A 22,501-nucleotide genomic window follows, 5' to 3' on the forward strand; every position below is an offset into this window, starting at 1 on the left:
GCCGCGAAGCGGCCTGCATCGGACCGGGCGCGGCGAGGCCGCGGGCGCGCGCCCTCATGCGACGTCGACCCGGCCGGTACCGGCGCGCATCTCGCCGATCACCGCGGCGCGCGCGAAACCGTCCGCGCGGAATATCGCGAGCACCTCGTCGACGCTATCCGGCGCGCACGACACGAGCAGGCCGCCCGAGGTCTGCGGATCGGTCAGCAGCGCCTGCGCGAGCGGCGGCAGCGTCGCGGCGAGGCCCACGCTGTCGCCATACGAGGCCCAGTTGCGCCCCGATGCGCCCGTGATCGCACCGTCGGCGGCAAGCGCCTCGACGCCGTCGAGCCACGGCAGATCCGCGTAGCGCAGATGCGCATCGAGCCCCGCGCCGCGTGCGAGTTCCAGCGTGTGCCCGAGCAGGCCGAAGCCCGTTACGTCGGTGAGCGCGTGCACGCCCGGCAGCGCGGCGAGCGCGGTGCCCGGACGATTGAGGCGGGTCGCGCAGTCGATCATCGCCGCATAGCCGGCCGCGTCGAGCCGGTTCTTCTTCAGCGCGGCCGACAGCACGCCCACGCCGAGCGGCTTGCCGAGCACCAGCTGGTCGCCCGCGCGCGCGGCCGCATTGCGCTTCACGCGCTGCGGATGCACGACGCCGAGCGCCGCGAGCCCGTAGATCGGCTCGACCGAGTCGATCGAATGCCCGCCCGCCACCGGAATGCCCGCCGCCGCGCACACGTCCTCGCCGCCGCGCAGCACGGCTGCGATCACGTCGTGCGGCAGCACGTTGATCGGCATGCCGACGAGCGCCAGCGCGAGAATCGGCTTGCCGCCCATCGCGTACACATCCGACAGCGCATTGGTGGCCGCGATGCGGCCGAAATCATACGGGTCGTCGACGATCGGCATGAAGAAGTCGGTCGTCGCGACGATCGCCTGCTCGTCGTTCAACCGGTAGACAGCCGCGTCGTCGGCCGTTTCGGTGCCGACCAGCAGGTCCGGAAACGCCGGCAGCGGCACACTGCGCCGAAGCAGACCGGACAGCACGCCCGGGGCGATCTTGCAGCCGCAGCCGCCGCCATGCGAGAGGCTCGTCAGGCGAGGCACGGCGGAATTCGAAGGAACAGGTTCGGTCATGAGATCGGCAGGGTGGCCACGCAACAGTGCGTATAACAGTGCGTATTATGGGCAATCCGGGCGCACGGCGTCCAACGGCCGCGCACAACGCGTGCGCCGGCGCGGCGCGGCCCCCCCCCCCCGGGCGGCGCGTCGCGGCCGTCTCACTCCAGAAACACGTACTCCGCCATGAACGGGCTGCGCCCCTGCTGCCCGTCCGCCGAGCACGCGCGCGCGGGCGGCAGCCCGCCGTGCGTGGCGAGCCGCTGCACGTAGCGCACCGATTCGAGCCAGCCGGGGAGCCCCGCATTGCTCGCCTGCAGCAGTTCGAGCGGGAGACTGGCGGGCGCGTCGGGATTGGGCATCGCGTGCAGCAGCCGGCCGGTGATCCGGCTGCCGTCCGCGCCTTCCCACGCGGGACCGGTGCCGAGCGTCGCGAGCGGCTGCCCCGCCGCGTCGTAGAGCTGCGCGCTCGGCCCCACATAGACCCACGACGGCCGGCCGTTCGCGGCGGCCCGGCACACATAGCGCTGCGTGCCGGCGGCTTCCAGCCGCGTCAGCACCCGCGTCGCCACCGGCGGCGCGAGCGGGCCCGACGGCGAGCCCTGGGCCTGCGCGGCAACCGGCGTGATCGTGCAACCGGCCAGCAGCAGCGGTGCGCCCGCCAGGCTCGTCAACCACGTGCGGCGCCGGCAAATACCTGAAAACATGCAGTGATCTCCTCGTCGAACCCGTACGCGCAACCCGCGCGGCTGCGACACGCGCCGCGCGGACGTACCCGGACGCAGCGATTTTAGCGGCCGGCTTCCGCTGACGGGGAAAACGCGCGCATCAGGGCGCGTCGTCGGCCGCCGCGGCTTCGGCGAGCCACAGGCCGATCATGTCGCTGGCCCAGCGCGGATCGTCATGCGGCAGATCGTGTCCCGCCCACGGGTGCCGCAGATGCGGCACATGCCAGGCCGCCGCGACCGACGCCGAGCAGCACGGGTTCACGAGACGGTCGCCCGCCGACGACAGGATCAGCGTCGCGCATCGCGGCGCCGCGCGGCCGGCGCGAAAACGCGCCGCCGCCCATAGCTGGCGCAGCGCGTTGGCGCGGCTCACCGGCGCGCTCGCGCGAATTGCCGTCCACGCATCCAGATCGGCCGCGCGCGTCGTGTGACGGTTGCAGGTGATCGCATGAATCGCGGCCTCGGCCGCGGGCGCGTCGCGCCAGTGCGCGGCGGCGCGCAGCAGCGCCCGCCATGCGGACGGACGCAGCCGCTGCAGCGCGCCGCTGAAGGGCCGCATGCTCGTGTTGATCAGCACGAGCCGCTCGATGTCCTGCGGATAGCGTTCGGCCCACGCGGTGGCGACCATCCCGCCGAGCGACATCGCGACCACCCGGTACGGGCCGTCCACGCCCGCGTCCGCGAGCGCGCGCCGCAGCGCGTCGACCATCTGCGGCACCGCGCCCGGTGCGCGCGCGTGCACGAGCGTGCCGTTGCCCGGCAGATCGGGCAGCAGAATCCGGCCCGCCGACACGGCATCGCGCAACAGCAGCGGAAAATCGCCCCAGTGACGCGCTTCGCGCGTGAGCCCGCGCAGCAGGATCCACGTGCTCATCGGGTTGCCGTGCGGCGCCAGTGCTCGCTCGCGCGCCGCAGCATCTGCGCGCGCCGCTCGCCTTGCGGCAGCCAGCGCGGCGCGGCAAACGCGGCGCGCGTCAGGAAGTCGAGCAGATTCGCGTGACGGCGCAGCACGCGCGCGGTGCGGTGAGCCTTCACCGGGTTGAACATCCCGTGACGGGAAAAAAGCTGGCGCGGATTCTTCTTGATCCACAGCCACGAGCCGAGTTCGAGCGTGAGCGGCAAGAACACGCTCGACGCCGGCGCGCGATCGTACAGGTAGTCCCACAGATCGCCATGCAGCAGGTATTGATGGCTTTGCGGCTCGAACGCATATCCGTGATGCGGATGCGCCCGTTCGAGCATCTGCTTGAGCGCGTACATCTCCGGCAGATGCGGCATCAGCGCATGCGTGCGCGCGTAGGGAAACCAGATGCTGTCGGCCCACCCGTAACCGGAATGACAGTCGAGCGCGAAGCTGAGCGGACGCGCGGCGAGCTCCGTTTCGACGAGCGCCACGAGCGCGGCGGCCTCGCGCTCCAGCGGCGCGCCGCGCCGGCCGCGATACCAGGGCAGCCACGCCCCCACCCGCTGACCGCCCGCGAGCCACGGCACGCGCGCGTCCGCATCCTGCGGCGCGTTGCGCATCAGGTCGACGCCGTTCGGATTCGCGCGGGTCGCGGCCCACATGCCGCCCGGATTGCAGATCGGCACGAAGACCAGCCGGATCGCTTCGAGCTGCTGCATCAGCAGCGTGTCCCATTCGAGCCGCGACAACAGCGCGCGCATGTAGTCGAGCACGAGTTGCGTGCCGATCCGTTCAAGCCCGTGAATGCCGCCGAAGAAGCCGATGGCCGGCGCGCGCGGATCGCGCGAGCCGATCGTCGCGGCCAGCAGCGGGAAGGTCCGGCCGCGCACGTCGACATCCGCGAGCGTGCGGACCTCGAAATGCGCGCTGCCCGCATCGAGGATCCCCTTGAGGTCCTCGTACTCCGCAAAGCTGTCGGGAAGAAAGCTCAGTGCCTGCATCGCAGCGCCGGTCCGTTGTGCAAGGTCGGAAAGAATCCATCGAGGATCCCGCGTCAATATAACGCGTCCCTTCGCACAAGCGGATGACGGAATACCCGCAGCGCGCGGGCGTCACGGCGCTGTCACGTTGGCGGGCGGCAGCGGACGAAGCAGGCCGCGCCGCCCGCGGACTCAGACGCGTTCGATCGCGAGCGCGATGCCCTGGCCGACGCCGATGCACATCGTGCACAGCGCATAGCGCCCCTGGGTGCGTTGCAGCTGGTACATCGCGGTCGTCACGAGACGCGCGCCGCTCATGCCGAGCGGATGCCCGAGCGCGATCGCGCCGCCGTTCGGATTCACGCGCGGATCGTCGTCGGCCACGCCGAGCGCGCGCAGCACCGCGAGACCTTGCGACGCGAACGCCTCGTTCAGCTCGATCACGTCGAACTGGTCGAGGGTCATGTTCAGCCGCGCAAGCAGCTTTTGCGTGGCCGGCGCCGGGCCGATTCCCATCACGCGCGGGTCGACGCCGGCGGTCGCGACACCGAGCACGCGTGCGCGCGGCGTGAGACCGAAGCGCCGCGCGCTCGCTTCGCTTGCGAGCAGCAGTGCGGCGGCGCCGTCGTTCACGCCCGATGCGTTGCCCGCGGTCACGGTGCCGTCCGCGCGCACGACGCCGCGCAGCTTCGCGAGCGCTTCGAGGCTCGTCTCGCGGGGATGCTCGTCGTGCGACACGACCACCGGATCGCCCTTCTTCTGCGCGATCGTCACGGGCACGATCTCCTGCGCGAGCGTGCCGTCGCGCTGCGCGCGGGCGGCTTTCTGCTGGCTGCGCAACGCGAACGCGTCCTGGTCGGCGCGGCTCACGCGATAGTCGGTCGCGACGTTCTCGCCGGTTTCCGGCATTGAATCGACGCCGTACATCTGCTTCATCAGCGGGTTGACGAAGCGCCAGCCGATCGTCGTGTCGTGGATCTCGGCCTGGCGCGCGAACGCGCTCGCGGCCTTGCCCATCACGAACGGCGCACGGCTCATGCTCTCGACGCCGCCGGCCACCATCAGCGCGGCCTCGCCCGACCTGATCGCGCGCGCGGCGATGCCCACCGCGTCCATGCCCGAGCCGCACAGGCGGTTGACCGTCGAACCGGGGATGTCCTTCGGCAGTCCGGCGAGCAGCAGCGACATGCGCGCGACGTTCCGGTTGTCCTCGCCCGCCTGGTTCGCGCAGCCGTAAATCACGTCGTCGATCGCGCTCCAGTCGAGCGCCGGATGACGCTCCCTCAGCGCCTTCAGCGGCACGGCGCCCAGATCGTCGGCGCGGACCGACGACAGCGCGCCGGCATAGCGGCCAATCGGCGTGCGGATCGCGTCGCACAGGAAAGCTTCGGTCATGGTTGTCTCCAGTTGAACGGGATGCCGGGCGCCCCAATTGTTCTTTATGTGAACAATAGATCGCTAATCGAACATCAGGCCACGATGATAGGCGGGAGCCGGAAACCGTGTCAAGGACATCCGCTGCGGGGAGGCAACGTCCCTCGCGGGATACCGGCTGGCGCAGGCCGGGCAGGCCTGGCGCATTTTCAGATTACTCCGATAGGCACCCTCCCCCGGGAAAGCTAGAGCGTGTTAGGCACTTTGGATAATGGGCACAGCATGGACGAGCATGAGCATGGCAAAGACGACAAAGTGCAGGCCCGCCAGGGTTTCAGGCAAGCGCTCATAGTCGCGTGCCAGCCGCCGGAAGCGGTTGAGCCATCCGAAGCTGCGCTCGACCACCCAGCGACGCGGCAGCAGCACGAAGCCCTTTTTCGCCTCGGGCAACTTGATGACCTGCAATTCCATACCTTCGTCACGAGCGGCCTGTGCCGCCGTGTCACCCGTATAGCCCTGGTCTGCAAAGGCGAGTTTCACTGTCTGGCCGGTGACGTGCTGAACCTGGCGCGCCAGCTCGCCCACCTGCGCACGCTCCTGCTCGTTGGCCGGCGTAATGTGTACCGCGAGCAGCAGGCCCAGGGTGTCGACGGCCATATGAACCTTGCTGCCCCGCTTGCGTTTGTGACCGTCATAGCCCGCGCGCGGACCGCTCTCACACGTGGACTGCAACGTGCGGCCATCCAGGATAACCGCACTGGGCTGGCCCTGCCGCTCCTGTGCCACGCGCAGCACCGAGCGCAAATCGTTGACCATCGCCTCGAAGCAACCCGCGTTAAGCCAGCGTTGCGTTTGCTGGTAGACCATCTCCCACGGCGGAAAATTAGTCGGCAGCATGCGCCACGACGCACCGGCGCGCGCCATCCAGCGCAGCGCGTTGAACATTTCGCGCAGTTCGTATCGGCGCTGCGGCGCGCCTTCGTTCATCAAGACCAGGTAGGGAGCGGCGAAGCTCCATTCCTCGTCCGAAACGTCCGTGGGATATGGCTTGCGTTCTGGCATTCCGCCAGGTTACCAGGTTTGACCGAAAGTACCTAACACGCTCTAGGTTGCGTTCTCCGTGTCAGGAAACGAGGAGAAGCAGGATGGCAGACGAACGGCATCCCCTTACGCACACGTTCGGATTCGACCGGCTGGTGAGCCGCTACGAAGAGGAAACGTGCCGGCTGGAGCGCGCACTTGCCTCGCATTGCGCGACGCTGCGCAGCCACCGCTTCGAACTGAAGGAACGCGTCGGGTTTGCCCGGCGGCCGCATACCGGCAAGCTGGCGCAGGCGCTCTGGGACGTCTCGTGGCGGATGCCGGACCTGCATGGGGCACGCCTCGGCGAGCTGCGCGCGACGCGCGGCGTGGAATCGGTGGCCGCGCGGCTGCCCGGCTGGCTCGATCCGTACGGGACGGCTGACGTGATGGAGGTGACCGGCATCGTGCGGGCCGACCCGCAGGCGTCGCCGGTGGAGCGCGCGCAGGCCCGCTTTGCGATGAAACGCATCGTCGGGTTTGGGCAGGCGGTCGTGGATGCGCGCGAGTCGCTCGATCTGGACTTCGCGGGCGACCATCTGATCGATGCGGCGCGGGAGATCGGCACGGAGACGGTGGTCGACGTGCTGCTCGGACGGGCGACCGTCCGGGTGTCCCACGGTGCGACGGCCACGCCCGAACCGCACCGGGCCCCGGCGAAGCCCGCGCGCACGGCGGCTTCGTCCCGCGCCGCTGCGGCGCCGGCCCCCGCGGCGCCGACCAAGGCGCAGCGCTGGGCCGAGCGCAAGCAACGGGTGGCAGCCGGACGCGCGGCGCCGTCGGCGCGGGCGAACGCGGCCGCGCAGCGGCTCGCGATCAATAACGTGGCGGTGGAAAAAGCGCGGCTCGCCGATCATATCTATCACCCGACGCGGGCGGTGCCGCAGGGGTGGCGGAATGTGAGCGGGGATGCGGGGGTGCTTAAGCAGTATGGCCTCGCGCCGCGACTCTTCAACATCGAGGGCACAAACTTTCGCGCGCAACTTTATACGCCGGACGCCTCTGTCAAGTGATCGCTGGCATCGAAAAACAGAAGGAAGCGGACATGGCGATCCTGCAGGAGTTGACACCGTGAAGCGTGGAATTGCTGCACTCAGCCTGGTCACCCTCTTGCTATCGCTAATGCCTTTTGTGAAAAACGCCATGAAAAAATTCCCCGCTACCGATTTCTTCTCTGGCCAGCAACTCGTGCTTGCCCAGGCCATCGAAGAGGGCGACATCCAGAAGGTTCAGCAACTTGCCCCCGCCACCGATCTCAACACGCCTGGGCGCAAGCACATGACATTGCTGTTCTTTGCCATACAGAAAGCCCTCCAGCGTGATCCGAAACAACTGGCCATGATCACCGTGCTGGTCAAAGCCGGCGCCGACCCGCGACAGCAGGTACCGGGTTATGGCAGCGTGTTGGGCGTCGTGCTCAACAGCCCGCATCCCGAGTTCCTGCACGCGCTGCTCGATGCCGGCCTCGATCCGAACACGATGATCGACGGAGATGCGCCCATCATCTTCTACGTGGTCCAGGAACCCACATTCGCCTCACTCAAACTGCTCGTCGCGCGCGGCGCAGATGTCAACCAGCGGGATTCGCTGCGCAATACCCCGCTTTACGAGGCGCTGATGGGCGATTCGCTCGACCAGATCGACTATCTGCTCGACCACGGCGCCAACCCCAACACCTGGAACGTCAACGGCGTGTCGTTCGCGCTCGCATTGTCCGACGATCTCAACCGGAATGCCTCGGCCCCCGATTCGATCACCTACAAAAAACTCGTCGAAATCCGCGACCGCATCATCCGTCTGGGAGTCAAATGGCCGCCAGAAACGCCCGAGCAGATCCGCGCGCAGTGGGGCGAAGCCAATGGCGATGTGGACGACCGCAAGCATGTCCGGGCAACCCCGCCGGCCCCGCGCTAGCGAACAACACGGCACACGCAGCAGCGGCCCCAGACACTATCCTGCCTGCACGCGCTCATCCTCGATGTAAGCGCGGATCACCTCAGCAAAGCTGCGCTCCACCGGCAGCCCTAACTGCTCCGCGCGCGTCGTGTCCCACGCGCCGGGCCAGCTGCCGACAATCTGCGCAATACGCGCGTCGGGCCGCCACGCGATGCGCGCCGCAACCGCGTCGCCGGCCACTTCGCGCAGCGCGGCGATCATCTCGTCGACGCTCACCGATAGCCCCGGCAGGTTCACCGCGCGCTGCACGCCGAGCGCGTCGGCATCGAGTTCGAGCCCCGCAATCAGGCAGGCCACCGCCTTGCGCGGCGACAGCAGCCACAAACGCGTGCTGCCCGCCACCGGACAGATCGCGGTCTCGCCGTTCAGCGGCTCGCGGATGATGCCGCTCGCGAATGACGACGCCGCCGCGTTCGGCTTGCCCGGCCGCACGCTGATCGTGGGCAGCCGCAACACGCGGCCATCCACGAAACCGCGCCGCGTGTAGTCGTTCAGCAGCAGTTCCGCCATCGCCTTCTGCATACCATAGGACGACTGAGGATTGAGCGCGGTATCGTCGCGCACCTGCTCAGGCAGCGCGCCGCCATAGACGGCCACCGAACTCGTGAACACCACGCGCGGCCGATGGCCGCGACGCCGGCAGGTTTCGAGCAGCAGCCGCGATGCGTCGAGGTTGATCCGCATCCCGAGGTCGAAATCGGCCTCCGCCTGGCCGCTGACGATCGCGGCCAGATGGAAGATCGCGTCGGTATCCGGGTCGATCAGCGCGTCGAGTGCCTGCGGCGCGGCGATGTCCGCGACTTCGACGCGGACGCGCGCATCGCCGTCGAAGCCCCCGGCGCGCGCGACGTCCGCCAGCACGAGTTCATCGAGCGGTTGCGGCGCGCCGTCCCGTCCGCGCAGCGTGCCGCGCGCGAGCAGCGCGCGCGCCAGATGCCCGCCGAGAAATCCGGCGCCCCCTGTGATCAGTACCTTCATCGGCATTTCTCCGCGTGTCGCAAAAGGGTGTGCGTACAACAAAGCGTGCAACAAAGCGACCCGCAAAGCATGCCACGAGGCGCCCGGCGGCGCGCCCGTGCGCGGTTCGGCGTCATGCGGTGCGCCGTAGCGCGCGCAGCCAGCCGAGTCCCGCCGAGGTGTCCCCGCGCGGCCGGTATTCGCAGCCGATCCAGCCGTCGTAGCCGAGCGCATCGATCAGTTCGAACAGGTACGGATAGTTCAGCTCGCCGAGGTCCGGCTCGTGGCGCTCCGGCACCCCCGCCACCTGGATGTGGCCGATGCCCGCGATGTCGCGTTTGAGCTTCGTCGCGAGATCGCCCTCGACGATCTGGCAGTGATAGCAATCGAACTGCACCTGCAGGTTCGGCGCGCCCACCTCGGCGCAGATCGCATGCGCATCGTCCTGCCGGTTCAGCAGATAGCCGGGCATGTCGCGCGTATTGATCGGCTCGATCAGGATCGTGATGCCATCTGCGCGCGCCGCTTCGGCCGCATACGCGAGATTGCGCAGATAGCACTCGCGCTGCCGTGCGCGCGATGCCTCGTCGGCGAGCAGGCCCGCCATCACGTGCAGCTTGCGGTTGCCGAGCCGGCGCGCGTAGTCGAGCGCGGTATCGATGCCGCGACGATATGCGTCCTCGCGGCCCGGCAACGACGCAAGCCCGCGTTCGCCGGCCGCCCAGTCGCCAGGAGGGGCATTGAACAGCGCCTGGACAAGGCCGTGGTCATCGAGCCGCTGACGCAGGTCCGCGGCCGGAAAGTCGTATGGAAACAGGAACTCCACCGCGGCGAACCCGTCGCGCGCGGCGGCGGCGTAGCGGTCAAGGAACGCGTGTTCGGTGTACATCATCGTCAGATTCGCGGCGAAACGGGGCATGGAGCCACTCCTGGTGAACGTCCGGGTCAATCAGCGCGTGAAGGCGCCGGCGCCGTCACGACGGTTTCGCTTGCGGCAGCGTGATGCCCGGAAAAATCCGGATCACCGCCGCGTCGTCCTCGCCGCCGTGTCCGGCGGCCGAGGCCATCATGAACATCTGGTGCGCCGCCGCCGACAGCGGCAACGGAAATTTCGAGCGGCGCGCGGTATCGAGCACGAGCCCGAGGTCCTTCACGAAGATGTCGACCGCCGAGAGCGGCGTGTAGTCGCCCTTCAGCATGTGCGGCACCCGGTTTTCGAACATCCACGAGTTGCCCGCGCTGTGCGTGATCACGTCGTACAGCGCGTCGGCGTCGACGCCTTCGCGCCATCCGAGCGCCATCGCCTCGGCGGCCGCCGCGATATGCACGCCGGCGAGCAGCTGGTTGATGATCTTCACTTTCGAGCCCACGCCGTGTGCGTCGCCGAGCCGGTACACCTTGCCGGCAATCGCCGCCAGCACCGGTTCGCAGGCCGCGTAGGCAGCGGCCGGCCCGGAGGTCATCATCGTCATCTCGCCGGATGCCGCGCGGGCCGCGCCGCCCGATACCGGCGCATCGAGCATCAGCAGCGACGCGGCGGCGAGGCGCGCGCCGAGCGCCGCCGCGAACTCGGGCGGCACCGTCGCGCTCGCGATCACGACACCGCCGGCCCGCATCCGCGCGGCCGCGCCCTGCGGGCCGAACAGCACGTCCTCGGTCTGCGCGGCATTGACGACCAGCGTGATCACGATGTCGCACTGCGCGCCGAGTTCGGCGGGGCTCGCACAGGCGATGCCGCCCTGCGCGGCGAAGTCCTGCAGCACCGCGCTGCGCAGATCGCATGCATGCACGCGAAAGCCCGCGCGCAGCAGCGTGCGCGCCACGCCGAGCCCCATTGCACCGAGGCCGATCACACCCACGTTAGCCGCCATGTTCATCTCCCGACAGAGTGCGCGCGCCCGCCTGGGTCAGACGGCGCGCCGCGTTGTGCAGATGGGTGGCGGCTGCGTGGCGGGCGGCGGACGCGTCGCCCGCCCGGATCGCCGCGACGATCGCCGCGTGCTCGTCGCGCACTTCGCGCGAGAAATCCGCGCGGCGCGCCTCGTTGCGGCGCGTGACGAGCGTCCCCGCTTCGAGGTACTGGTTCAGGAACGCGAGGGTCTTCAGGAAATACGGATTGCCGGTCGCTTCGGCGATCGTCCGGTGAAACGCGACGTCCTCCGCCACGCCGTCGCGCCCCTCGGCGACCGCACGATCCAGCGCGGCAAGCGCGGCATCGAGCGCGGCCAGATCGGCTGCGCTGCGCCGCTGCGCGGCTTCCGATGCGACCTCGGCTTCGATCGCGCGGCGCAGCGCCAGAATCTGCAGCACCGCGTCGCCTTCGATCGCCTCGGCGTAGTCGATGCGCAGCGGCCGCACCGCCCCCTGCGCCGCGACGAATACGCCGCTGCCCTGGCGCGGCTGCACGACCCCTTCGTTCTTCAGCCGCGACACGGCCTCGCGGATCACCGTGCGGCTCACGCCGAACTGCTGCGCGAGCACCGCCTCGGTCGGCAGTTTGCCGCCGCGCGCGAACACGCCCTTGTCGATCTGCCCGAGCAGTTGCTGCGCGACCGCATCGCTTAGCGCGCGTGCCGGAATCTTCTCGAACATGGCGGCCCGATTGATCATGTGATCGGGTTATCATACAAATCTGCATGCACGCGGCGTATCGCGGCAAACCCTGATGCGTGCGCGCTGCCCGCCCGCTGCCCCCCGCTGCATGAGCGGCCGACGCGCCGCGCGGGCGCCGCGCCGGCCGTCAAACCCGCGCGCATGGCCGGCGCGATTGGCGAAATCCGCGTCAATCGGCTATCTTCTCGGCTTTCCGCGTAACGCGGCGAACCCGCAGGCGCGGCCGGTCACGACCGTTCATTCCCACCGTCACCACCACGAATCCACACCGATTCATGAACAAAGCCCCTGTCGCGCCCACCGACGCCGCGTCCTCCGACGCTGCCGCGCCGGACAAGCCGGGCGACTCGTACGTGCAGTCGTTTGCGCGCGGCCTCGCGGTGATCCGGGCGTTCGACGCGCAACGGCCCGAGCAGACGCTCACCGACGTCGCCGCCGCCACCGGTCTCACGCGCGCCGGCGCGCGCCGCATCCTGCTCACGCTGCAGACACTCGGCTACGTCGAGTCCGAAGGACGCCTGTTTCGCCTGACGCCGAAAATTCTCGATCTCGGCTTCGCCTATCTCACGTCGATGCCGTTCTGGAACCTCGCCGAGCCGGTCATGGAGGAACTGTCCGCGCAGGTGCACGAAAGCTGCTCGGCCGCCGTGCTCGATCGCAGCGAGATCGTCTACGTGCTGCGCGTGCCGACCCACAAGATCATGACGATCAACCTGTCGATCGGCAGCCGGCTGCCGGCGTATTGCACGTCGATGGGCCGCGTGCTGCTCGCCGCGCTCGACGAGCGCACGCTCGACGCGACGCTGAATGCGTCGCCGCTCTATGCGCACACGCCGCGCACGGTCGTCGATCGCGAAGAACTGAAGAAGCTGATCGCACAGGTGCGCCTGCAGGGCTGGGCGCTCGTCGACCAGGAACTGGAGGTGGGCCTGATTTCGCTGTCCGCGCCGATCCGCAACCGCCAGGGGCGCGTGATCGCCGCGATGAACATCAGCGGCAACGCGCAGCGCTCGTCCGCGAAGCAGATGGTCAAGACGTTCCTCGATCCGCTGCAGAACGCCGCGCGCAACGTGTCGGAACTGGTCGCGCGGCGCGGCTAGGCGGGCGGCGCCGCGCGGTCGCGCGGTCACGACATTGCAGCGCCGTGCCGGCGCGCGGGTCGCCGCGCGCGCCGGATCAGGCCGGCAGATAGCGCTCGACGAGGCGCGCCCAGAATGCGGCCCCCACCGCGAGATTGCGGTCGTTGAAGTCGTAGTGCGGATTGTGGACCATGCAACCGTCTTCGCCGACGCCGTTGCCGATCCGCAGGAACGTGCCGGGGCGCTTCTGGAGCATGAACGCGAAGTCCTCGCTGCCCATCAGGATATCGGTCTGCGCGACGACGCGCTCGTCGCCGACCAGTTCGCGCGCGACCTGCACCGCGAACTCCGTCTCGGCGTCGCTGTTCACGACGACCGGATACCCTTCGATGTACTCCACGCTCGCCTTCGCGCCGTAGCTCGCGGCCTGCTGCTCCGCCAGCTCGACAATACGTTTCTTCAGCAGCGCGCGCACCTCGGGGCTGAACGAGCGCACGCTCAGTTCGAGCCGCGCGGTGCTCGCGATCACATTGTTCGCGGTCCCCGCATGCATCGAGCCGACGGTGACGACCGCCGGCTGCGACGGATCGACGTTGCGCGCGACGATCGTCTGCAGCGCCATCACGATGCTGGCCGCCACCACCACCGGGTCGACCGCCAGATGCGGGCGCGCCGCGTGGCCGCCGACGCCCTCGATCGCGATGATCGCCTTGTCGCCCGCCGACATGAACGGGCCCTTGCGAAACAGCAGCACCCCCGGCTCCGCGCCCGGATGATTGTGCAGGCCGAACACCGCATCGCACGGGAAGCGCTCGAACAACCCGTCTTCGATCATTTTTTGCGCGCCGCTGTCGACGCCGCTTTCCTCGGCCGGCTGAAAGTACAGATGCACGGTGCCCGAAAAACGCCGTGTGCTTGCGAGGTGCCTGGCAGCGCCGAGCAGGATCGTCGTGTGACCGTCGTGGCCGCACGCGTGCATCTTGCCGGGCGTGCCGCTCGCATACGGCAGCCCGGTCTGCTCGACGATCGGCAGCGCGTCCATGTCCGCGCGAATGCCGATGCGGCGCGTGCCGCTGCCGGCCGTCAGCGTGCCGACCACGCCGGTGCGTCCGACGCCGCGCGTCACCTGCCATCCCCATTCCTCCAGCTTGCTCGCCACGAGCGCCGCGGTCGCGACTTCCTCGTATGCGAGCTCGGGATGGTGATGGATGTGATGGCGAATCTCGCGCAGCATCGGCGCGGCCGGCTCCAGGTCGGCAATGCGGGTCAACGGGGAAACAGCGTGCGGGGCATCGGTCATCGGTCACTCCGGAAGGGGCGCGCGAGGCCGGGGACGCGGTGCGGGCGCGTCGGCCTGGCGGGTCGGGCGCGGCGCGGCGTTGCCGCGCCGGGTTGCAGACGCGCATTGTAGCGCGCGGTGCGCAGCCCATGCCGCGCACCGCGCAGGATCGCGCAACGATCGCGCAACGATCGCGCAACGATCGCGCAAGGACCGCTCATGGACCCGCTCACGCCGCCCTCGCGCCCCCTTCAGGCCGCGCGCCCGCCATGCCGCGCAGGCCGCCCCCGCCCGCACGGTGGACAGCCCGATCGCCCAGCAGGTACGATGCAGCCCGCATGCGGCAACGGCAGCCACGCGAGTCAGGCGCAATTTGCAGCACTATCCGGTGTTTCACCAAGTACGCAAATTTTTTGACCTGATAAGCTTTGCCCGCGCTGCGAGCCCGCCGGGCTCGCGCACAATGCCGCCCGGTCGTAAGTCGCGCCGGGCCTCTCCCGCCGCGGCACAACCGCATGCGGGCGTAACACATGAACCACTCCGAGGAGTACAACAGTGAAAAAACTGCTAGCGGCTTTGACGGTCGCCCTGCTTGCCACCGTCTCGATTGGCGCACATGCGAAAGACTGGTCGACAATCCGCTTCGGCGTCGACGCCAGCTATCCCCCGTTCGAATCGAAGGGTGCGAACGGCCAGCTCGTGGGCTTCGATATCGACCTCGGCAACGAGATCTGCCGCCGCCTGCACGCGAAATGCGTGTGGGTTGAAAACGACTTCGACGGGATGATCCCCGCGCTGAAGGCGAAGAAATTCGACGGCGTGCTGTCGTCGATGTCGATGACGCCGCAGCGCGAAGAGCAGATCGCGTTCTCCGACAAGCTGTTCAACACGCCGACGCGCCTCGTCGCGAAGAAGGGCTCGGGCCTGCTGCCGACGGCCGAATCGCTGAAGGGCAAGACAGTCGGCGTCGAACAGGGCACGATCCAGGAAACGTACGCCAAGACCTACTGGGAGCCGAAGGGCGTGAAGGTCGTGTCGTACCAGAACCAGGACCAGGTCTACACGGACCTGCTGTCGGGCCGCCTCGACGCGTCGCTGCAGGACGCGGTCGAAGCCGATCTCGGCTTCCTCAATACGCCGCGCGGCACGGGCTATGCGTTCGCGGGTCCGAACCTCGTCGATCCGAAGATTCTCGGCAATGGCGCCGGCATCGGTCTGCGCAAGGAAGACACCGACCTGAAGGAGAAGATCGACGGCGCGATCTCGTCGATGATCAAGGACGGCACCTACAAGAAGATCGAGAAGAAGTACTTCACGTTCGACGTGTACGGCAGCTAAAAGCCGCCCGCACGACAGACAGCACGCGGCACGCGCCGCGTGCCGCGGTCTTGCGCAACGGGCCCCGCCGACCGGCGGGGCCCGTTGCATTTGCGGCGCCGCTGCGCGCGCGGTTGGTTGCGCCCGCAACGATACCGGGCGGGCCCGCACGCTGCCCAGCGCGGCGCAGATCGGCTAAGATCGAACGACAGGCTGGCGCCGCGTCGCGCCGCCGGTCTCGCCGGATCCCGGCTTTCCCACTGCAATCAAAGACATAGCGCGGACCGCGCCGGCGTGGTCCGCGCCCGGACATCATGCGAACACACTCTCATCCGCTCATCTCCCCGACCCTCGGCACCGCCCGCAGCCTGACGAGTTTCCACTACGGCGCGGGCGGCGGGCAAAAGATCTACATCCAGTCGTCGCTGCATGCCGACGAGTTGCCCGGCATGCTCGTATCGTGGGCGCTGCGGCGCAAGCTGGCCGCGCTGGAAGCCGCCGGCAGGATCCGGGGCGAAATCGTCGTCGTGCCGGTCGCCAATCCGATCGGGCTGAACCAGCATCTGCTCGGCCATCTGATGGGCCGCTTCGAGACGCACACCGCGCAGAATTTCAACCGCAACTTCCACGACCTCGCCGCGCTCGTGCAGCCGGTGATCGAGTCGCGCCTCACGGCCGATGCCGACGAAAACCGCCGCGTCATCCGCGCGGCGATGCGCGAAGCGCTCGACGCGCAGCAGCCGGCCACCGAACTCGACTCGCAACGCCTCGCGCTGCAGCGCATGTCCTACGACGCCGACGTGGTGCTCGACCTGCATTGCGACTGGGAAGCCGCGCTGCATCTGTACACGAATCCGGACCTGTGGCAGGACGTCGAGCCGCTCGCCCGCTATCTGGACGCGAAAGCGTCGCTGCTCGCGCTGAATTCGGTCGGCAATCCGTTCGACGAAATCCACAGCTTCTGCTGGTCGGACCTGCGCAACCGCTACGGCGAGCGTTTCCCGATTCCGAACGGCGCGATCTCGGTGACGATCGAGCTGCGCAGCCAGCGCGACGTCACGTATGAATTCGCCGAGCACGACGCGCAGGCGATCGTCGAGTACCTGACGCATCGCGGCGTGATCGACGGCACGGCAGCGCCGCTGCCGCCGCTCGCCTTCCCGGCGACGCCGCTGGCCGGCGCCGAGCCGATCGTCGCGCCGATGAGCGGCGTGCTCGTGTACCGCACCGAACCGGGCACGTGGGTCGATGCCGGCCATCCGATCGCCGACATCGTCGATCCGCTCACCGATCAGGTCGTCACGTTGAAGAGCAGCGTCGCCGGCGTGCTGTACGCCCGTCACCTGACGCGCTTTGCAACCGCCGGCCTCGAATTCGCGCGGATTGCCGGCGCCACGCCGTTCCGCAGCGGCTCGCTGCTGTCGAACTGACGAACGCACAGCCGCGCGCGCCGCGCCTGCCCCGCTTCGCGGCGGGGCAGGCGCGGCTGCGTCACCCGGCCTCTTTCTGCGATGCCCGCGCATCTGGTACGCTGCGCGCTTCGAGACTGTCAGCCCTTCACCCGATGGAAACCCCTTTCAACGACCGCGGCGTGTCGGTCACGCGCAACGCGCTATCGGCCGCCGGCCAGGTATTCCCGTTGCGCGACATCCAGGCCGTGCGCGTGCAGACCGTGCCGAAGAACCGCGTCGTGCCGCTTGCCATTGCGGCAGCCGGGCTCGTCACCGCGATCGTGGGCGCACTCTACTGGTGGCCCGTCGCGCTCGTGTGCGGCGCGATGCTGGTGGTGGTCGGCTACCTGAGCTGGTCGACCCAGGACATCCTGCATCGGCTCATCGTGACGACCGCCGGCGGCGAACGCGAAGCACTGTCGAGCGTGGACCGCCCGTTCGTCGAGCGCGTCGCCCAGGCGGTTCGCCAGATGATGCCCGCTGCGCCGCCTGCTGCGCCGCACTGAGGCGGCGCACGGCGCATCACGACAGATCGACCGGCTTCACGCGCCAGATGTCGCGCGCGTACTCGGCGATCGTGCGGTCCGACGAGAACTGGCCCATGCCGGCGACGTTCTCGATCGCGCTCTGCGCCCATTGGCGCGGCGTGCGAAAGCGCGTATCCACGTCGCGCTGCGCGGCCGCGAACGCGGCAAAATCGGCCAGCACCATGTAGTGATCGCCCCAGTCGACCAGCGTGTGGAAGATATCCGCGAAGCGGCGCGGGTCGTCGGGCGAAAAAAAGCCGCTGCGGATCTGGTCGAGCGCCAGGTGCAGATCGGGGTTGTCCTCGTAGAGCTGGCGCGGCCGGTAGCCGCGCGCGCGCAGATCGTCGACCTCGTCGGCGGTATGGCCGAAGATGAAGATGTGCTCGCGTCCGACCGCATCGCAGATCTCGATGTTCGCGCCGTCCATCGTCCCGATCGTCAACGCGCCGTTCAGCGCGAGCTTCATGTTGCCGGTACCCGACGCCTCGGTGCCCGCCATCGAGATCTGCTCGGACAGGTCCGCCGCCGGAATGATCAGCTCCGCCACGCTCACGCCGTAGTTCGGCACGAACACGACCTTCAGGCGGTCGCCGACGAGCGGATCGCGATTGACCTTCTCGCCGACGTCATTGATGAGGTGGATGAGCGTCTTCGCCATCCGGTATGCGGACGCGGCCTTGCCCGCGAACATCACGACCCGCGGCACCCAGTCGCGTTCCGGATGCGCGCGGATCTGGTTGTAGCGCACGATCACATGCAGCACGTTCAGCAATTGCCGCTTGTATTCGTGAATGCGCTTGACCTGCAGATCGAACAGCGCGTCCGGGTCGAACGCAATGTGCGTATGCTGCGCGAGCCGTTGTGCGAGACGCGCCTTGTTGCGCCGCTTCGCCTCGCGAAACGCGTCGATGAACGCGTCGTCCTCGCGCAGTTCGCGCAGTTGCGCGAGCTCGAACAGGTCGCGGCGCCAGTGCGTGCCGAGGCGCGCGTCGATCAGCGCCGACAGCGGCGGGCTCGCCTGCGCGAGCCAGCGGCGCGGCGTGATGCCGTTGGTCACGTTGGTGAAGCGCTGCGGATCGAGCCGCGCGAAATCGGCGAAGATGTCGCGCGTCATCAGTTGCGAATGCAACTTCGATACCCCGTTGACCTTGTGGCTCGCGACGATCGCGAGATACGCCATGCGCACGCGTCGCTGCCCGTACTCGTCGACGAGCGAGATGCGCCGGATCATGTCGATGTCGTGGCCCGAGTGCATGCTCACCTGTTTCAGGAACTCCGCGTTGATCTCGAAGATGATTTCGAGGTGACGCGGCAACAGGCGCGCGAGCATCTCCACTTCCCACGTCTCCAGTGCTTCGGGCATCAGCGTGTGGTTCGTGTACGAGAAGATCTGCTGAACCTGCTTCCACGCGGTATCCCACGGCACGTGATGAATGTCGACGAGCAGGCGCATCAGCTCGGGGATCGCGAGCACCGGGTGCGTGTCGTTCAGATGCACCGCGACCTTCTCCGGGAAGCGCACGAACGTGCTGTGCGTGCGCTGGTAGCGGCGAATCAGGTCCTGCATCGTCGCGGACACGAAGAAATACTCCTGGCGCAGCCGCAATTCGCGGCCTGCGGGCGTCGAGTCGTCCGGGTACAGCAGCCGCGACACGTTCTCCGACATGTTCTTCGCGGCCACCGCGCTGCGGTAGTCGCCGCGGTTGAACGCGGACAGGTCGAGCTCCTCGGTCGCGCGCGCGGACCACAGCCGCAGCGTATTGGTCGCGCTCGTCGCATAGCCGGGGATCACCGTGTCGTAGGCGGTCGCATTCACGTGCTCGGTGTCGATCCACTCGACGTGCTCGCCGCGCTGCACGGTGCGCCCGCCGAAGTGCACCAGGTACTGGATCTCGGGACGCGGAAACTCCCACGGATTGCCGGCCCGCAGCCAGTAATCGGGCGCCTCGACCTGCTCGCCGTCGACGATCTCCTGGCGGAACATACCGTATTCGTAGCGGATTCCGTAGCCAAAGCCCGGGATGCCGAGCGTCGCCATCGAATCGAGGAAGCACGCAGCCAGCCGGCCGAGGCCGCCGTTGCCGAGCGCGGCGTCGGGCTCCAGTTCGGCAAGCGCGCTCATGTCGACGCCGAGGCTCGCGAGCGCTTCGCGCATCGGCTCGTATATGCCCAGCGCGAGCAGTGCGTTCGTGAAGGTGCGGCCGATCAGAAACTCCATCGACAGGTAGTACACGCGCTTCACGTCCTGCTCGTATTGCAGGCGGGTGGTCTTCATCCAGCGCGCGACCAGCCGGTCGCGCACCGCGAGCGCGGCCGCGTGCAGCCAGTCGCGCGGCTGCGCAGTCACGGCGTCCTTGCCGACGCCGTACATCAGACGGTTCGAAATGGAGCGCCGTAGCGCGTCGACGGTACTGTTGAGCTGGTCAATCTCCAGATCCACCGCGGTCATCGAAGCCTCCGGTAAAAGCGACGCGGCACGCGCGCCCTGCCAACGGACGGACAACGCACACGAGCCGGTCAGGCGGACAAAGTAGCAGCGTAGGACATTTCATCGCACGCGTCACCCGCGCGTGCCCATTGCGACGGCCTCCGGCGCGCGACAGACGCTTGCAAACCCGTGTCGCCGCTTTGCAATTGGCTTGCGGGCTGCGCGCGCGCGCGCGCACACGCACACGCACACGCATGGTGCACCCGGACACGCCGCACGCCCCCTTGCACCCATGCCTGCACTACGATGGATGGACAGGGTGACATAGCGCGGTGACAGACACGGTACCAACGCACGGTAAGACGCGCGGCACGCATCGCCCCGATGCCTGCGTATCGCGCGTCCATTGGCCGGTTCGCCGCACGGGAGGTCAACATGAACGCACAAACCATGCTCGGCATGTTGCACGCCGAAGAACTGCTGCTGATCTCGGTGATCCGCGCGCTGCCGCCCGAGACGCGCAGCGCGATCGCCGACGGCTTCCATGCGCAGGTCGAGCGGACCGAATCGCCGCATCGGGACGCCGCCGCCGGGCGTGAAGCCACCGAAGCATTCACTGCGCATATTCGCCGGCTGTCGATTCTGCTTGCGTCTTTCAGTTGAAAGGAGCGGACGGCGGCACGCGAAAACGCCCCTGCTCGGGGATGCGGGTCGCGCTGGACCGTTAGTTGCGTTAAAGACGCCGGACCACCGCGTCCGAGTCGTCACCGTGCGCGCAGTCGCGCCTGCTTTGGGCCGGATCGCGTCGCGACCCGCTGCATCGTGCGCGCCACACTCGCCGCGCGCACCGAACGCGCCACACGCACCGCACGCACGCGCCACACACACGCACGACCGGCCCGGCGCGCGCAGGCGCCCGACGGGCCGCCTGCACGATTGCGCCATCTCTGCAACAATGACGACCTTCGCGACCGGTGATCGATCCTCGCAGCCGACCACCCGCGCGCCTGCCCGACCAACCCGTTGATCCGCGTCCTCGCACCGATGCGCGGCGCGCCGCGCGAAACCCGGCGCGCCGTGCGTGCGCCGACGCGCCACCTCGCAGGGATTCGCCTTGTCCGAACAGCCAGGCCCGACACCCGACGTCCCGCTGCGCGCCGACGCGCCGATGTCGGCCAGCCACCAGCGCGCCATGGCCGCCATCATGCTGGCCGTCGCGCTCGCGACGCTCGATACGGCAATTGCCAACACCGCGCTGCCGACGATCGCCACCGACCTGCATGCGGCGCCCGCCGCGTCGGTCTGGATCATCAACGCCTATCAGCTTGCGATGGTCGCGACGCTGCTGCCGTTCGCCGCGCTCGGCGATATCGTCGGGCACCGGCGCATTTACATCGGCGGCATCGCGACGTTCACGGTGGCCTCGCTCGTGTGCGCGCTGTCCGGCACGCTGCCGATGCTCGCGCTCGCGCGCGTGCTGCAGGGCCTCGGGGCGAGCGCGATCATGAGCGTGAACGTCGCGCTGATCCGCTTCCTCTATCCGCCGCACCGGCTTGGCCGCGGCGTCGGGCTGAACGCGCTGGTGGTCGGCGTGTCGTTTGCGATCGGGCCGACGGTCGCGTCGCTGATCCTGTCGCTCGGCAAGTGGCCGTGGCTGTTTGCGGTCAACGTGCCGCTCGGCGTGCTGGCGCTCGGCTTCGCGCTGCCCGCGTTGCCGCACACGACGCGCGGGCGCCACGCATTCGACCCGGTTGCCGCGCTGCTGAACGTCGTCACGTTTTCCGCGCTGATCTTCGCGCTCGCCGAAGCGGCGCAGCGCGAGCCGGCCCGCTACGCGCTGGTCGCCGCGGTGCTCGCGCTGGTGTTCGGCGCGCTGCTGCTGCGCCGCGAAGCGGGCCACCCCGCGCCGATGCTGCCGGTGGACCTGTTCAGGCTGCCTGTGTTCGCGCTGTCGGCGCTCACCGCGGTCTGCTCGTTCGCCGCGCAAGGGCTTGCGTTCGTGTCGCTGCCGTTTTATTTCGAGGACCTGCTGAACCGCAGCCAGGTCGAGACCGGCTTTCTGATGACGCCCTGGCCGGTGGTCGTGGCGCTCGCCGCGCCGTTTGCCGGGCGGCTGTCCGATCGCTACCCGCCGGGCCTGCTCGGCGCGATCGGCCTTGCGATCCTGTCAGCGGGGATGGCATCGCTCGCGCTGCTGCCGGCGCACCCGCAGGTGCTCGACATCACGATCCGGATGGCGGTCTGTGGCGCGGGCTTCGGTTTTTTCCAGTCGCCGAACCTGAAAGCACTGATGGCCAGCGCGCCGCCGCACCGCAGCGGCGGGGCGAGCGGCATCGTCGCGACGGCGCGGCTGCTGGGTCAGACGACCGGCGCGGCGCTCGTTGCGTTGAGCTTCGGCATGAGCGGCCGGCACGGGCCCACGCTGTCGCTGGCGGCCGGCGCGGTGTTCGCGCTGCTGGCGGCTGTCGCGAGCGCGCTGCGCCTGCTGGCTCCGTCGCACCGCGGAGGCGCCGCGGCCCGCGCGGCGGGGCGATAGCGGCGGCTTGCGGGGGGGCGGGGCGTTGGCAGTGCTCTTGCAATGCCTTCGCAGTGCCCTCGCAGCGCCTTCGCAATGCCTTCGCAATGCCTTCGCAGTGCCTTCGCAGTGCCTTCGCAGTGCCCTCGCAGTGCCCTCGCAGTGCCCTGGCAGTGCCCTCGCAGTGCCTTCGCAGTGCCCTCGCAGCAAGC

Annotated in this window: 20 protein-coding genes; 8 read left to right on the plus strand and 12 right to left on the minus strand. The window is 68.8% G+C overall.

The window, feature by feature from the left end; genetic code table 11:
- Positions 1-54: 54 nt before the first annotated feature.
- The 6 genes from selD to AC3AP7_RS25995 all read right to left on the minus strand — a co-directional run bounded on the left by selD (position 55) and on the right by AC3AP7_RS25995 (position 6,149).
- Positions 55-1,119: a selenide, water dikinase SelD gene (selD, locus tag AC3AP7_RS25970; protein ID WP_487363167.1), complete on the minus strand. Its 1,065-nt coding sequence runs from the start codon at positions 1,117-1,119 to the stop codon at positions 55-57.
- A 143-nt stretch (positions 1,120-1,262) separates the two neighbouring features.
- The gene (locus AC3AP7_RS25975; protein ID WP_487363168.1) at positions 1,263-1,808 is read right to left on the minus strand and encodes a DUF3455 domain-containing protein; all 546 of its coding nucleotides are present in this window, start codon (positions 1,806-1,808) and stop codon (positions 1,263-1,265) included.
- A 121-nt stretch (positions 1,809-1,929) separates the two neighbouring features.
- Complete coding sequence (locus AC3AP7_RS25980) at positions 1,930-2,703, minus strand: alpha/beta fold hydrolase (protein ID WP_487363169.1); 774 nt, start codon at positions 2,701-2,703, stop codon at positions 1,930-1,932.
- Positions 2,700-3,734: a M14 family zinc carboxypeptidase gene (locus tag AC3AP7_RS25985; protein ID WP_487363170.1), complete on the minus strand. Its 1,035-nt coding sequence runs from the start codon at positions 3,732-3,734 to the stop codon at positions 2,700-2,702. Before AC3AP7_RS25985 ends, AC3AP7_RS25980 begins: the two co-directional genes overlap by 4 nt.
- Before the next feature lie 171 nt (positions 3,735-3,905).
- Positions 3,906-5,108: a 3-oxoadipyl-CoA thiolase gene (gene pcaF, locus AC3AP7_RS25990; protein WP_487363171.1), complete on the minus strand. Its 1,203-nt coding sequence runs from the start codon at positions 5,106-5,108 to the stop codon at positions 3,906-3,908.
- Positions 5,109-5,342: 234 nt separating this feature from the next.
- Positions 5,343-6,149, minus strand: coding sequence for an IS5 family transposase (locus AC3AP7_RS25995; protein WP_487363172.1), 807 nt, complete (start codon positions 6,147-6,149; stop codon positions 5,343-5,345).
- An 83-nt stretch (positions 6,150-6,232) separates the two neighbouring features.
- On the opposite strand from AC3AP7_RS25995, the gene AC3AP7_RS26000 reads away from it, so the two are divergent.
- Both AC3AP7_RS26000 and AC3AP7_RS26005 read left to right on the plus strand, forming a co-directional pair.
- Positions 6,233-7,180, plus strand: coding sequence for a hypothetical protein (locus tag AC3AP7_RS26000; RefSeq protein WP_487363173.1), 948 nt, complete (start codon positions 6,233-6,235; stop codon positions 7,178-7,180).
- Between the two features lie 58 nt (positions 7,181-7,238).
- The gene (locus AC3AP7_RS26005; RefSeq protein WP_487363174.1) at positions 7,239-8,081 is read left to right on the plus strand and encodes an ankyrin repeat domain-containing protein; all 843 of its coding nucleotides are present in this window, start codon (positions 7,239-7,241) and stop codon (positions 8,079-8,081) included.
- 36 nt (positions 8,082-8,117) lie between these two features.
- Here the strand turns inward: AC3AP7_RS26005 and denD are convergent, their stop codons facing one another.
- The 4 genes from denD to AC3AP7_RS26025 all read right to left on the minus strand — a co-directional run bounded on the left by denD (position 8,118) and on the right by AC3AP7_RS26025 (position 11,672).
- The gene (gene denD, locus AC3AP7_RS26010; protein ID WP_487363175.1) at positions 8,118-9,101 is read right to left on the minus strand and encodes a D-erythronate dehydrogenase; all 984 of its coding nucleotides are present in this window, start codon (positions 9,099-9,101) and stop codon (positions 8,118-8,120) included.
- A gap of 112 nt (positions 9,102-9,213) precedes the next feature.
- Positions 9,214-9,999: a 2-oxo-tetronate isomerase gene (otnI, locus tag AC3AP7_RS26015; RefSeq protein ID WP_487363176.1), complete on the minus strand. Its 786-nt coding sequence runs from the start codon at positions 9,997-9,999 to the stop codon at positions 9,214-9,216.
- Positions 10,000-10,054: 55 nt separating this feature from the next.
- Positions 10,055-10,951, minus strand: a complete 897-nt coding sequence (gene ltnD / locus AC3AP7_RS26020; protein WP_487363177.1) for an L-threonate dehydrogenase — start codon at positions 10,949-10,951, stop codon at positions 10,055-10,057.
- Positions 10,941-11,672, minus strand: coding sequence for a FadR/GntR family transcriptional regulator (locus AC3AP7_RS26025; protein ID WP_487365022.1), 732 nt, complete (start codon positions 11,670-11,672; stop codon positions 10,941-10,943). Before AC3AP7_RS26025 ends, ltnD begins: the two co-directional genes overlap by 11 nt.
- A 296-nt stretch (positions 11,673-11,968) precedes the next feature.
- Here AC3AP7_RS26025 and AC3AP7_RS26030 point away from each other — a divergent pair, with 296 nt between their 5' ends.
- Positions 11,969-12,793, plus strand: coding sequence for an IclR family transcriptional regulator (locus AC3AP7_RS26030; RefSeq protein ID WP_487363178.1), 825 nt, complete (start codon positions 11,969-11,971; stop codon positions 12,791-12,793).
- A 76-nt stretch (positions 12,794-12,869) separates the two neighbouring features.
- Here AC3AP7_RS26030 and AC3AP7_RS26035 read toward each other — a convergent pair whose 3' ends face one another.
- Entirely contained in the window at positions 12,870-14,072 is a 1,203-nt protein-coding gene (locus tag AC3AP7_RS26035; protein WP_487363179.1) for a M20 aminoacylase family protein, read from the minus strand.
- A 534-nt stretch (positions 14,073-14,606) separates the two neighbouring features.
- Here AC3AP7_RS26035 and AC3AP7_RS26040 point away from each other — a divergent pair.
- From AC3AP7_RS26040 to AC3AP7_RS26050, 3 genes are all read left to right on the plus strand, one after another.
- Positions 14,607-15,389, plus strand: coding sequence for an ABC transporter substrate-binding protein (locus tag AC3AP7_RS26040; protein WP_487363180.1), 783 nt, complete (start codon positions 14,607-14,609; stop codon positions 15,387-15,389).
- A gap of 293 nt (positions 15,390-15,682) precedes the next feature.
- Positions 15,683-16,798, plus strand: a complete 1,116-nt coding sequence (locus AC3AP7_RS26045) for a succinylglutamate desuccinylase/aspartoacylase family protein (protein ID WP_487363181.1) — start codon at positions 15,683-15,685, stop codon at positions 16,796-16,798.
- 134 nt (positions 16,799-16,932) lie between these two features.
- Positions 16,933-17,325 (plus strand): DUF6232 family protein, encoded by a 393-nt coding sequence (locus AC3AP7_RS26050; RefSeq protein ID WP_487363182.1) that lies wholly within the window; start codon positions 16,933-16,935, stop codon positions 17,323-17,325.
- A gap of 16 nt (positions 17,326-17,341) precedes the next feature.
- On the opposite strand, the gene AC3AP7_RS26055 is transcribed toward AC3AP7_RS26050, so the two are convergent.
- Positions 17,342-19,795, minus strand: coding sequence for a glycogen/starch/alpha-glucan phosphorylase (locus tag AC3AP7_RS26055; protein ID WP_487363183.1), 2,454 nt, complete (start codon positions 19,793-19,795; stop codon positions 17,342-17,344).
- A 414-nt stretch (positions 19,796-20,209) separates the two neighbouring features.
- Here AC3AP7_RS26055 and AC3AP7_RS26060 point away from each other — a divergent pair, with 414 nt between their 5' ends.
- The gene (locus tag AC3AP7_RS26060) at positions 20,210-20,437 is read left to right on the plus strand and encodes a hypothetical protein (RefSeq protein ID WP_487363184.1); all 228 of its coding nucleotides are present in this window, start codon (positions 20,210-20,212) and stop codon (positions 20,435-20,437) included.
- A 505-nt stretch (positions 20,438-20,942) separates the two neighbouring features.
- Complete coding sequence (locus AC3AP7_RS26065; RefSeq protein ID WP_487365023.1) at positions 20,943-22,310, plus strand: MFS transporter; 1,368 nt, start codon at positions 20,943-20,945, stop codon at positions 22,308-22,310.
- The last annotated feature ends 191 nt before the right edge of the window (positions 22,311-22,501 follow it).

This window comes from Paraburkholderia sp. PAMB 6770 (assembly GCF_057748135.1).